The sequence below is a fragment of the Desulfosporomusa polytropa genome, assembly GCF_055380075.1.
The window spans coordinates 5,277,315-5,289,975 of sequence record NZ_AP042400.1 but is presented as its reverse complement, the minus strand read 5'-3'; the positions used below and the strand labels follow the sequence as shown (position 1 = coordinate 5,289,975).

11 protein-coding genes are annotated in these 12,661 nt (G+C 43.7%); 4 read left to right on the top strand and 7 right to left on the bottom strand.

The genetic code is table 11. The annotated features are described in order from the left end of the window. Window positions 1-8: 8 nt before the first annotated feature. The 4 genes from ACZ449_RS26585 to ACZ449_RS26570 form a co-directional block, all read right to left on the bottom strand. The gene (locus ACZ449_RS26585; protein WP_464259021.1) at window positions 9-632 is read right to left on the bottom strand and encodes a GntR family transcriptional regulator; all 624 of its coding nucleotides are present in this window, start codon (window positions 630-632) and stop codon (window positions 9-11) included. Then, window positions 633-1,097 carry a GNAT family N-acetyltransferase gene (locus tag ACZ449_RS26580; protein ID WP_464259020.1) on the bottom strand — a complete coding sequence of 155 codons (465 nt, stop codon included), beginning with the start codon at window positions 1,095-1,097 and terminating at the stop codon, window positions 633-635. Beyond that, a complete protein-coding gene (locus ACZ449_RS26575) occupies window positions 1,085-2,176 on the bottom strand; it encodes an alanine/ornithine racemase family PLP-dependent enzyme (RefSeq protein ID WP_464259019.1) in 1,092 nt (363 codons plus the stop codon). Before ACZ449_RS26575 ends, ACZ449_RS26580 begins: the two co-directional genes overlap by 13 nt. Window positions 2,177-2,467: 291 nt before the next feature. Next, window positions 2,468-3,760: an ArsB/NhaD family transporter gene (locus tag ACZ449_RS26570; protein WP_464259018.1), complete on the bottom strand. Its 1,293-nt coding sequence runs from the start codon at window positions 3,758-3,760 to the stop codon at window positions 2,468-2,470. 336 nt (window positions 3,761-4,096) lie between these two features. Here ACZ449_RS26570 and ACZ449_RS26565 point away from each other — a divergent pair, with 336 nt between their 5' ends. The 3 genes from ACZ449_RS26565 (at window position 4,097) to ACZ449_RS26555 (ending at window position 8,515) form a co-directional block, all read left to right on the top strand. Continuing rightward, the gene (locus ACZ449_RS26565; RefSeq protein ID WP_464259017.1) at window positions 4,097-5,374 is read left to right on the top strand and encodes an ArsB/NhaD family transporter; all 1,278 of its coding nucleotides are present in this window, start codon (window positions 4,097-4,099) and stop codon (window positions 5,372-5,374) included. A 282-nt stretch (window positions 5,375-5,656) separates the two neighbouring features. Beyond that, window positions 5,657-7,078 carry a glucosyl-3-phosphoglycerate synthase gene (locus tag ACZ449_RS26560; RefSeq protein WP_464259016.1) on the top strand — a complete coding sequence of 474 codons (1,422 nt, stop codon included), beginning with the start codon at window positions 5,657-5,659 and terminating at the stop codon, window positions 7,076-7,078. Window positions 7,079-7,324: 246 nt separating this feature from the next. Continuing rightward, window positions 7,325-8,515 carry a pyridoxal phosphate-dependent aminotransferase gene (locus ACZ449_RS26555; protein ID WP_464259015.1) on the top strand — a complete coding sequence of 397 codons (1,191 nt, stop codon included), beginning with the start codon at window positions 7,325-7,327 and terminating at the stop codon, window positions 8,513-8,515. Between the two features lie 58 nt (window positions 8,516-8,573). Here ACZ449_RS26555 and ACZ449_RS26550 read toward each other — a convergent pair whose 3' ends face one another. Continuing rightward, on the bottom strand, window positions 8,574-9,287 hold the full coding sequence (locus ACZ449_RS26550) for a L,D-transpeptidase family protein (protein ID WP_464259014.1): 714 nt from the start codon (window positions 9,285-9,287) through the stop codon (window positions 8,574-8,576). Between the two features lie 263 nt (window positions 9,288-9,550). Between ACZ449_RS26550 and ACZ449_RS26545 the strand changes: the two genes are divergently transcribed. Then, window positions 9,551-10,633 carry a type II asparaginase gene (locus ACZ449_RS26545; RefSeq protein ID WP_464259013.1) on the top strand — a complete coding sequence of 361 codons (1,083 nt, stop codon included), beginning with the start codon at window positions 9,551-9,553 and terminating at the stop codon, window positions 10,631-10,633. A 48-nt stretch (window positions 10,634-10,681) separates the two neighbouring features. Here ACZ449_RS26545 and ACZ449_RS26540 read toward each other — a convergent pair whose 3' ends face one another. Both ACZ449_RS26540 and ACZ449_RS26535 read right to left on the bottom strand, forming a co-directional pair. Next, entirely contained in the window at window positions 10,682-11,701 is a 1,020-nt protein-coding gene (locus ACZ449_RS26540) for a TRAP transporter substrate-binding protein (RefSeq protein WP_464259012.1), read from the bottom strand. Window positions 11,702-11,740: 39 nt separating this feature from the next. Further along, window positions 11,741-12,508 (bottom strand): IclR family transcriptional regulator, encoded by a 768-nt coding sequence (locus ACZ449_RS26535; protein WP_464259011.1) that lies wholly within the window; start codon window positions 12,506-12,508, stop codon window positions 11,741-11,743. Window positions 12,509-12,661: the final 153 nt, after the last annotated feature.

Here is a 12,661-nt window from a genome sequence, read left to right as displayed (position 1 = left end):
TTACACTACTAAACCATCGTTCTATTAAAATACTCCAATGTACGCTGATATATACCACTATCACCTACCACAACAATCTTGTCATAGGCTTTAATTGCGGCATTGGGACCTGGTGATATAATAATTTCCGTGCCGCGTCGAATGGCTACCACTGTGGCGCCTGTATGCTGCCATAATCGGAGCTGACTAATGGTCTGTCCGACAATATGGGCATCGGCTTTAACTGCAATTTCCACCGGATTATAAGGCGTGAGGTTTCTCAGCCGATCGGAATAATTGATTATTTCCGTAAGCACTGCCTCGATTTTCTCATCAAGATCGCGCTTTTCCCGTAAGAGAATTTCGATTTCCTGCCGCAGTGAATAAACAGACTCCGCGCTTTTGTAATGCTCGATAAAATCATATGACTTTTCCACTGAGAGGATAGTTACTTCTTTACCTTGCGAGACATCGACAACCCCCTCATCTTTCAATAGCGATATAGCCTTCCTAATGGTTTCCGGTGACACATTATAGTGACCGGCAAGTAACGTCCGCCCTGAAATTTTACTGTCTTCCCCAAACTCACTGTTAATAATTCGCTGCGCTATATCAAGTGCAATAGCGCGAAAAATCGGGACATGCCCCTTCATCTAGCATCCTCCAAACTTGTCCCTAGTGAGCACCATAACCAACCGGTCTTGTCCTGGCCCATACTCGTTTTGTCTAAACTCCGTTACTTCAAATCCCAGCTTTTCTCTGTACACCTTAACTGCCGCTACGTTGTCGGCCTCTACCGTAAGTTCAACTGTGGTAATCGTAGCCTCAAATAGCTTTTGGATACTCGTAGCAAGCAGTTTTGTTCCTATGCCTCTGCCGCGAACCTGTCCAGACACCGAAACCCCAATTATATAAGCCAGCCCCGGGTTATCCCAATCCAGCATATATTGAACTTCCCCGACCACAATATCATTTTCCTTAATAACAAACACTCTGCCGTGACGGATAATAGGTACAAGATGCCACTCGTTCATTCCTCCATAGCCAAAAGCTTCTTGCTCTAATTCGATGAGACGCTTAAGCAGTTTTGGTTCTACTACAGTGATTAATTCAACCATACATTATCCTTTCTGAACACCTTTTTTACATATCTAGATTGACTCACCGAAAGTAACCCTGAATACGTAACATGAAATGCCAGTTCGTCACCAACCCGTATTTTTCTTGTTATATCAGTGATATCCAAAATCGTATGATCGCTGCTCGCTCCTAATATTGTTACTTCCTTGTCAGCAGGGATAAGACCTTCAATATACGCATCCTGTTTGCCCAAAGCGACAATAGCCTTATTTCTTATACCCACATCTGCGAATTCCGGAATATTTCCAAAAGCATCCCGCCCGATGTTGCCAATAGGAACCGATGGTTTGAATTTGGCTTCGATTACTTCGGCTTTTAATATAAAAGCATCATTTTCGAGCCAATCTATTATCCGATGATTTGTCGTGTCAGTTCCTAGTAACATTCCTTCCCCAATGCGCAATTGATTGATGCCTGTAGGAATTTCGTCTCTTTCCACAAGTAATAATGATGACGTACCACCACCCGACAGGATCTTCATGGTTACACCTAGTTTGGTCTCAATCATTTTACCAAGCTTCACCAAAACGTTAAGATTACGGTACTCTGGCAAAACACCACCAAAACAGCCCATATTAGTTCCCAGCCCCACTAGCTTAATCCCTTCCATACCTACTACCTTGCGGACCGTATCCAGGACATTCTCAATCATAATGCCTTCACGCAGGTCACCCACGTCAACCATCAAAATAACTTGATGCTCTACCCCGATTTTTTTAGCAATCTGCCCCAAAGCCCGAATAACAGCTACTTCAGAATTGACACTTACGTTACAGTATTTAACTACATTCTCCACATTGCTTAACCGGGGAATACGTAATAAGGTTATGGATTCCAGGCACCCTTCATTTCTTAATTCGAGAATATTTTCCATTCTGGCGTCAGCCAACCCATCAACGCCACCTTCGAGGATTGCAGTAACAATTTGCGGAATTGCGGTAAATCCCTTGGTAACTCCAAGCACCTCTATCCCGTGGCTATGGCAAAGCTCTACGATTTTAGCGGCGTTGTACTTGATTTTATCCAAGTCAACCTCTAGTCTCAGACTATGGCTCATCCCTCTTTTCCTCCTGTTAGTAAGCGTTCACGGCGATATCATGGATATACTACTATTCTTGACAGTTTTTGAATTTATTACATACAACTTATTTATAATATAAAATTGTTAGTTGTACAAGTATTCTAGAACTCATTTTTTACATACATTTATATCCAGAATTTGTAATAGTAGATATAAATGTATGCTGCTTCCGATTTATCATAATCGAAAGCAGCATATGGGGAAACCATTGACTAGGACCGATACAAGACATATGCTACCCAACCTGAGTTGTCAACCCGGCGATAATTAGATAAGATACCGCAGGTACACATAAACGTTTGCAATCAATATCGACAGTAGCATAAGCGGAAAACCAACTTTCATAAATCTTACAAAAGATATGGGATATCCTTCTTGCGCAGCAAGTCCTGCTACAATAACATTGGCACTGGCACCAATGATCGTACCGTTGCCACCAAGACAGGCCCCCAATGCAAGGCTCCACCAAAGTGGCTCCAGATTAGTCATCCCTAGAGCGCCCATATCTTTGATTAACGGAATCATTGTGGCAACAAACGGAATGTTGTCAACAAACGCTGAGGCAATAGCACTAAGCCAAAGAATGACCATGGCCGTAGTTGTAGGATTGCCTGCTGTGAGTTCCATCGCCTTTTGGGCCAATAGGGAAATTATCCCTGTCTCGACAAGTCCGCCAACCAAGATGAACAGCCCGACGAAAAAGAACAGTGCCACCCATTCTACCTTGTGAAAAATAGATTCCAGGTCATGATCAGAGTTCTTTTTTGCTAACAGCATCAACAACGAAGCTCCAAAGATCGCTACTGTCGCCGATTCCATATGCAGCTGCTGATGTAGAAAGAAGAGAGTTACTGTCAAAGCCATCACAGCGAGAGAAAGTTTCAACAGCTTGGGATTTTTAATTTGGTGACTTGGATTAAGGCTCATAATTTTCGCACGCAACTCTGGTGTTGTTTTGAGCTGCTTGCGATAAATTAGTACAAGGATAATGATATTGACAACAAGGATAATCATTGCTATACCAGCAAGATTGTTAAAAAATGCGAGAAAATCCAGTTCTTTTACCGCACTGCCAATCATGATATTCGGCGGATCTCCAATCAATGTCGCAGTCCCACCAACATTAGACGCGATGATTTGTGATATCAGATAAGGGGCTGGCTTAACATTAAGCTGCTTTGTAATACTCAGCGTTACCGGAACAATTAATAATACGGTAGTCACATTGTCTAACAGAGCTGAGCATAACGCCGTAATAACACTTAAGGCAATCATAAGCTTTAAGGGATCGCCGCCAACCGCCTTGGCAGCCCAAATAGCCAAAAAACGAAATAGTCCTGTTTCGCTGGTAATCGCCACGATGACCATCATACCTACCAATAACCCTAATGTATTAAAATCAATGTGATGAATGGCCTGTTCCTGACTCAAAACCCCTAGCATGATAACAAGTACTGCCCCTGCCAAAGCAATAACAGTCCGATGAATTTTTTCGGAAATAATTAACGCATAGGCCACAAGAAAAACACCTACAGCAATCGCTGCCTGATTACTCTCCATTTTTTTACTACCTCCAATTTATAGTTTGCTCTTACCCCTAGATAGACATTCAGGGAGGAGCCTGCAAACACTCCTCCCTGATAGTAATTCCCTGAAAAAAACAGGAGGAGCCCTTGGTGACAGGCTCCTCCTATAAACAAAACATATTATTTTGTGAATTAATCATAATCAAAACCAGACTGATTGTCAAGTTCACTTTATGGATGGACTAAATTCTTCTATCCACACATAAAATGATAAAAAATGGCATATAACGTTGACTAGTTTACTAACATATCGTATTATTTTCACAATGATATAATTTTATTGTGAAAATTATTAGGAGGCGCATTTATTTTGCATGATCTTGCTTTTTGGGGTTCAGTTATTGTATTCTTAATTACCTATGCCCTAATTATCTCTGAAAAAATCCATCGGATGGTGGTAGCGACAGCCGGGGGCATGGTGATGCTGCTGCTTGGCTTTTTGACCCAGGAAACTGCGCTCAAAGATAATATTGATTTTAACACTCTTGGACTATTAATTGGTATGATGATTTTGGTTACCATCACCCGCCGTACAGGCGTGTTCGAAGCGGTTGCCATCTGGGCTGCCCGCATAACCGGTGGTGAACCGCTGCGGCTCCTGGCGCTGTTAGCCTTTATAACCGCTATCGCCTCGGCTTTTCTTGACAATGTTACCACCGTCTTATTAATTGTACCAGTAACACTGACACTGACTGACAAGCTCCAGGTTAACCCTACCCCGTTTCTCATTGCAGAAATTATCGCCTCAAACATTGGTGGTACTGCTACCTTAATCGGCGACCCTCCGAACATTATGATCGGCAGTGCGGTGGGCCTTGACTTTAACGCCTTTTTAGTCCACCTGACTCCTGTCATTTTTATCGTTTTGATTGTAACCATTGCTCTGTTGCTCTTGATTTATCGTAAAGATTTACATGTTGCTGACGAAAACCGCCAAGCTATTTTACAGCTCAATTTTAAAGAAGAGATTAAAGACTGGCAGCTATTAAAAAAATCCTTGATCGTTCTTGGCATTACCATTGTTGCTTTTATCTTCCACGGAATGCTGCATTTGGAATCAGCTACGATTGCCTTTACAGGAGCCATCTTGCTTATGCTGGTCAGCCGGGAAGAGCCTGAAGATATTCTGTTACATGTTGAGTGGCCTACCATCTTCTTCTTCGTTGGACTGTTTGTTCTGGTTGGTGGCTTAAAGGCAACTGGCGTCATCGGTGAATTAGCCCACTGGACCCTCACGGTAACCCATGGGGATTTACTACAAACGACCTTGATCGTTTTATGGGTGTCTGCAATTGCCTCAGCCTTTATTGATAATATCCCCTTTGTCGCCACCATGATTCCTCTGATCCTAGAAATGGGACAGCTCTCTGGCATGACTTTAGATCCCCTGTGGTGGTCACTGGCGCTTGGCGCTTGTCTTGGCGGCAATGGAACACTTATCGGTGCCTCGGCCAATGTCATTGTCGCAGGAATCGCCGAAAAAAATGGCATTTCGCTCACCTTTAATCACTATCTGAAGATTGCCTTTCCGCTGATGATAGTATCGATTATTATCTCTCACATCTACCTCTACTGGCGTTATTTTTAATTAAGCGAATCTAAGGCCGACAGGTGCGGAGAACTTACTCTTCACTTGTCGGCCTTTATAATTCTTCTGGGCAAATAGTAGCTTTGAACTTGACTATCAAGGAATCTTGTGGTAATATATGTAAATAATAGAGTCTGTTATTGTATACGGAGGAGACTGTCACAGGCAGGCTCCTTTTGTTACCCTAACCGAAGAATGTATCACTTTATAATAACAGGCTAAAAATAACATTGTTTTGTACTTTCGCTAAAACTCTACCAGATACGAATGGGAGGAATTGTTATGACTGCAGCTATGAAAAAATGGCCATTTCAAGGTAACCCTCAAATCATAATTAAGGATATCGCAGACATAACAGAGCTACCAAATTATTGCGAGCAGATCGCCGCCGTTACCGACGGTTGGGTCGGCGGCCCAGTCGCAGCAGTTCTCCGCGGTGGCAGTAATGCCCGGTCAGTACTTGATGTTATGGTACAAGCAGGTATCAAAGAGGCTCATATATATCACTTAGAAGAAAAAATCCCTCAATTGGAGGAAGTCTTCCTGTCATCAGTAGTAGCGCCTGCTCACACACTGTTTGATAATGTAAATATTACTTGGCGGCGTGAGGCTACTATTTTTGATTTACTCAAGAGCATCGGCTCTCACTATAACATGCTATTCTTTGGTGCACCGCTGGCACAATCAGAAATTGATCCCCTTTATAAGCAATTGAGACAAGTATATGAAGGCAGTATAACACTTGTACGCGGACCAGTACAAGATATCGACTTCGATAAAAGTGATGCCATTTACCGCTGGGTGCGAGAGAGAACCTTTGAGGCAGCGGACTTTTCTCTACCCTCGGTGCTTCGGGCATGCAAAAAAAACTTAGGCGTCAAGATTGCTATTATCTTGCCTAGTCTGAATGAAGAAAAGACTGTTGACAATGTGATAAAAACTGCCCTTGAGGTAAAAGATGCTGGAGTCATTGACGATATTATTCTCATAGACTCTAATTCTACAGACAACACGATAGCTATTGCTAAGTCCCATGGAATTCCCGTTTATCAGCATACCGAAATAGTTCCAGAGCAGGGCAGTTACACAGGTAAAGGCGAGGCTATATACAAAAGTGCCTATGTTACCGATGCTGATATTCTGGCATGGGTGGATACTGATATTGAAACAATTACACCTCGCTTTTTCTATGGCCTATTAGGCCCTATGCTTACCCATCCTGAGATAAAGTTTTCCAAAGGCTACTTTTCCCGTCCAGTGCGAGTCGAAGCAGCTGGTCTCGAGCTGGGCGGTGGCCGTGTTACGGAAATATTAGCCCGCCCCTGGATTAATACCTTCAGTCCTGAGCTTTCCGGCTATATTCAACCGCTAGCCGGAACGGTGGCGATATACCGCGATTCCCTGCTCAGAATGCGCATACCGGCAAATTACGGCGTAGAAATGGCTATGCTTGTTCAAGCTGTCGAGCAAGCCGGTCTCTGGTCTACTTGCCAAGTAAATCTTGGTGAAGTCATTCATAAATCAAAGGGAGTCATTGGACTTAGTGAAATGGCTTTTCAGATCATTCAGGTCATGGCTGAATTAAAGGGTTTTCATGGTGAACAGGCTCTGCCTAATATTTTGCGACGCGTTTATTCGGCGCATGGCGAATTTAAAATTGACACCAAACGGTTTAGCACCGTTTGGCGCAACTATGGGACGTAAAAAATAGCCAAGTCGGCGAAGCCTTTCTGCGTGGACTTTTGTACTTCCAGGGAAACTATATTGTTAAGTTGATCTTGACTATGAGTAAATTTCGCAGTAATATAGGAGGAGACTGTCACTGACAGGCTCCTTTTCTTACTATTTGAGTTTTTATCAACTGCCTCTTTGTTACTGAAATTATCGATACTTTATGAAAGCATAGCTAAGAAATACAACCTTATTATCTCAGGGAGGAATATTTACTCTATGAAACTAGCTGCTCGTTTAGACAATCTTGGTACAGAAAATGCCTTTGATGTACTCAATGAAGTAAACCGTCTCAAAGCTGCTGGCCGCGATATTATTAGCTTTGCCATTGGCGAACCTGATTTCGAGACTGCTGATAACATTAAACAGGCCGGTATTACTGCTATCCAGAACAATTTTACTCATTATAGCCCCTCAGCCGGTATTTTACCGCTCAGAGAAGCCGTTGCCAGCCACATTTCCACTACCCGCTATATCCAGGTAAACCCGGAACAAGTCGTTATCACCCCTGGCGGTAAGCCGATCATTTATTATGTACTGCACGCCTTAGTTGACCCCGGTGATGAGGTCATTTGCCCCAATCCCGGATTTCCCATTTATGAGTCGGTCATCCGCTTCACCGGCGGCATACCAATAGCCGCCCCGATACTGGAAGAACAGAATTTCAGCTTAGATACCAATCAATTGGAAAATCGTATTACTCCAAAAACCAAGGTAATTATTTTAAATAGTCCTCATAACCCCACTGGCGGTATGCTGACTGCTCAAGATCTAGAAACTATCGCTGCCCTTGCCAATAAACATGATTTATGGGTATTATCTGATGAAATTTACAGCCAGATTACTTACATGGGAACTTTTGGCAGCATCGCTTCACTGCCAGGCATGCAGGACCGAACCATCATTCTTGACGGGTTTTCGAAATCATATGCCATGACTGGCTGGCGGCTAGGCTATGGCGTTATGCCAGAAGAATTAGCCATACATGTTGCCCGGCTAATCACCAACTGCGAATCCTGCACTAACACCTTTGTACAATATGGCGGTCTAGCAGCGTTAACCGGCCCGCAGGATTTTGTTAGCAATATGGTTAGTGAGTTTAAAGCCAGACGTGATTTAATCGTCGCCGGACTAAACAGCATTCCCGGGATTTCCTGCAAAACCCCCAACGGTGCCTTCTATGTTTTCCCTAATGTCACTAAGGCCTGTCAACGATTAGGTTTGCCTGACAGCAAGGCTCTGCAGCAGCACCTGCTCTATAACGCCGAAGTAGCCGTACTACCCCGCTCGGCTTTTGGCGCACAAAATATCGGGGAAACTGAGGAATATCTCCGTTTCTCCTATGCAACCTCCTGCGACACAATTGAAGCCGGCCTTGCACGTATTGAAAAAGCAATGCGCCTGTCATAGCACAAAATAGGCTGCCACTGGTAAAAAAAATACCATTGGCAGCCTATTTTGAGTTTCTTTACAACTTAAGCAATTGCAAGGTTTCTTTATCGGTTATACCACTTTCCGGCAACCGGTTATCTCGCTGAAAAGCCCGCAACGCCGCCTCAGTGTCTTTGCCAAAGGTGCCCTTCGCTCGTTCCTGATAATAGCCCAGTTTCACGAGTTTAAGCTGCAGCACAACAACATCAGGCCCCTGACTCCCTCGGCGCAACACCTGGTTCAAACCAGGTTTCGGTCCAAGAATATCGACAGGCGTCCCTACAGGCACCCATTCATACAATTCTTCCGAATCCTGATTACGCATGCGAATACAACCATGGCTGGCAAAGCTACCGATTGACCACGGTGCGCTTGTTCCATGTATACCGTAGCTTCCCCATGGTATATCAAGACCCATCCAGCGGGTGCCCATCACCTCTTTGGGGCTCCAGCCTTTATACACAATATTCCATTCTCCAATCGGCGTTGGTGTCGCCCGTTTGCCGACAGCAACCCGGTAACGCTTAAATAGCCTCCCATTATCATACAGTTCCAGCACCCGGTCAGGAATTCTAATAATTATATGCATTTCACCTTGCGGCACTGTCGACGGCTGGCTGACAGAATAGTTGAGAGCAGCGGCATCCAGATATTCAAACAACCAGATACCGCCAAATAGAACAAATAGCGCAGCAATAATAATACTAAACCGGTTTTTGGTCCGCTTGGCATTTAAGTAAAAAAAACGCATGTTCATTTTACTCCTGCTCAATATTTACTACTAACATCCTATTAACTTGCTCGATTATCCATGCATACAATAAAGTTTTTTCCAGGATTTTTTTTAAAATACGAATAAGGGAAAAATAGAAATAGTCTGAAAAAGTTTATCCTAAGAGGACAACCTGTAAATAGTAAGTCTAACCGCCCAATATAACGGTTTTTGCTATTTTTAAAAATTCCCTAAATTGGTTATAATTGGAGTGGAATCCACTTTTACGAGGAGGGGTCTTATTGAACCGGAAAAGTTATTTATTCCTAGCGGTCATCTGTGTGCTGGCATTTAGTTTACAGGCTGTATGTTTGGCCGCAGAAGCACCTGACAAACTTCCCAATGTCAAGATTCTTGCCACAGGCGGTACTATTGCTGGCTCTGGTGCAACAAACACAACTACTGTGGGTTACACAGCAGCGGTAACGCCGGTTGATGCGTTAATCAACAATGTGCCAGAATTACAAAAGGTCGCCAATGTCAGCGGCGAGCAAATTTGCCAGATAGCCAGCGAAAATATGACCAACGAAGTATGGCTTACACTTGGCAAACGCGTCAATCAATTACTGGCGCAAGATGATGTTGATGGCATCGTGATTACTCATGGTACCGATACTCTGGAAGAAACAGCCTATTTCCTAAATTTAGTAGTAAAAAGCGATAAACCTGTTGTTGTAGTTGGCTCCATGCGTCCACCCACAGCTATGAGCGCTGATGGTATGCTCAATCTTTATCGGGCCACTATCTTGGCTGGTAGCAAAGAGGCCGTAGGCAAAGGCGTCCTGGTTATGCTCAACGATACGATTCACTCCGGCCGTGATGTTACCAAAACAATTACCGACAGGGTCGACACTTTTAGAGCTCCAGAAATTGGCCCACTTGGCTTCTTTACCGGAGATCAACCAGTCTTTTATCGAGCTCCTTTACGCAAACATACCACCGCTACTGTATTTGACATTAGCCAATTAACTGATCTACCCCGTGTTGATATTGCTTACCACTATGCCAACAATACCGGCGTTGTGGTTGAGGCGCTTACCCGCGCAGGTGCCAAAGGCATTGTCCACGCCGGCACTGGTAACGGCAGCATCGGCAAAGCCGAATACCCTGCCATTGAAGCTGCTCAGAAAAAAGGAGTTGTCATTGTAAGAAGTGCCCGCGTTGGCAACGGTATTATTGCCCGTAACGGCGAAGCTAATGATGATAAATATAACTTTGTCGCTAGCGATAATCTAAATCCTCAAAAGGCTCGTATCCTTTTAATGCTAGCCCTAACCAAAACTGATAACCCACAAGCTATTCAAAAAATGTTCTGGGAATACTAATTGATAAAAAAATGCACCGCAGCGATCTGCAGTGCATTTTTTTATCAACTAGCTGCGAGCCTTATCAATAGCACTAAGTACTTCTTTAAAGTCTGCGCCGTATTTATCAATTACAGGTTTAACAGCAGCTTGCCAAGGTTTGAGATCTTTTACTTCGGTAATGGTTACGCCTGCTGCACGAATTTTGGCTTCGGCCTCTTTTTCTGTTTTAGTCCAAACTTCTCTTTGATAATCTACTGAATCCATAGCCGCTTGTTTAATGAGTTTTTGATCCTCAGGCGATAGCTTTTCCCAGGCAGCCTTACTCATTAATAACACTTCAGGAATTCGTTGGTGAGCATCCAGAATGTAATGCTTAGCTGACTGATAGTGGTTTTGCGCAACAAATGTTGGATAGTTATTTTCAGCGCCGTCAATTACCCCTGTTTGCAAAGCACTATATATTTCACCAGCCGGCATGGGAGTTGCACTGCCACCTAAAGCAGCAACCATATCCATGTTAATTTTATTTTGCATAACCCGAATTTTCAGCCCTTTCAGGCTGTCAACACCAGTAAGTGGTTTAAGTGAATAGAAACTGCGGGCGCCGCCAGTATAATAAGCCAACCCTTTCATTCTCGATGGTTGCAAATCATTCAACATTTTTTCGCCCATTTCACCTTTGAGAAATTTCCACATATGGTCTTCATTATCAAAAACATAAGGCAATGAAAAAACACTCATTTGTTTGTTAAATTCACCTAATGGTGATGCACTTACCCGTGTAAACTCAATAGCACCTAATTGTACTTGTTCAATCACCGCTTTCTCTTCCCCTAATTGCGCTCCTGGGAAAACATCAATAGTAATACGGCCATTGGAACGCTGCGCTACCAGCTCTGCAAACTTTTTGTCACCTAGCGTTACCGGATGTTCCTCTGGATTACTTTCAGCAAGCCGGAATTTGTAGGTAGCTCCATCTTTTTTGTCTCCAGCAGTCTTAGAATCCTTTTGTCCGCAGCCAGCTAATAGCATCGAACCGGCTACTACCACAGACAACGCTGCCACTAAAAATTTTTTTGTATTCATATTCCATCCCCCTTGTTTTTTTCGGGAGTTAACCCCTATTTATATTCCTGCATAACCAAGCGCCCTTGATATTTCCCCAGTACTTTCCAAAAGCTTGCCAGCAACTTCGTTTTCAATATATTCCTTGGAAAAGCGGGAGGCTAAACCAGAAATACTGATTGCCGCCACAACCTGACCGGAATTATCATAAATAGGCGCCCCAATACACCGGCCATCAAGCTCACTCTCACAGTCGTCCAACGCATACCCTACCCTGCGAATCTTCGCTATCTCAGCTAAATAATCATCAACCGTGCATAAGGTATATTCTGTCCGCCGCTCCATTCCATCTATGGCGAGAAACTCCCTGATTTTGGCCGCATCATGTTCGACAAGCAGTACCTTACCTAACGCTGTACAATGAACAGAATTAGTCGTACCTAACTTAGCCACCAGCCGCAAAGCATGCGGACTCTCTACCGTATCGACATACAAAACCCGATGTTTAGTCAAAATTCCCAGATGAACAGTCTCTTTGGTCAATTTGTTCAACTGCACCAAATACTTTCTGGCTAAATGCTTAATATCAAAATTCTGTTCGGCCCGCTGACTCATCATCAGCAATTGGATACCCAGCCGATAACTACCATTACTATTACATTTCACATAATCCCGTTTTTCCAGATTACTAAGCAGCCGATAGACAGTGGATTTTGGCAAACCTGTCTCATCCGTAATATATTTCAGGCTTACCGGCGAAACACTATTGGCAACGACCTCTAATATATCAAATGTTCGCTGCAAGGACTGTACTTCTAAGCCCGGCACCGGCATCCTCTCCTACTCTCCGCTTACAAAATATTCTGTCACTCACACGTATTAAATGCTAGCGACTACTTCCTTTTATCTTAACCGCCGTGTCAAGCCTCCCGCCTCTACAGGCGGCGTCAGATCAGGTGGAGTAGACTCTCCACCTGATCC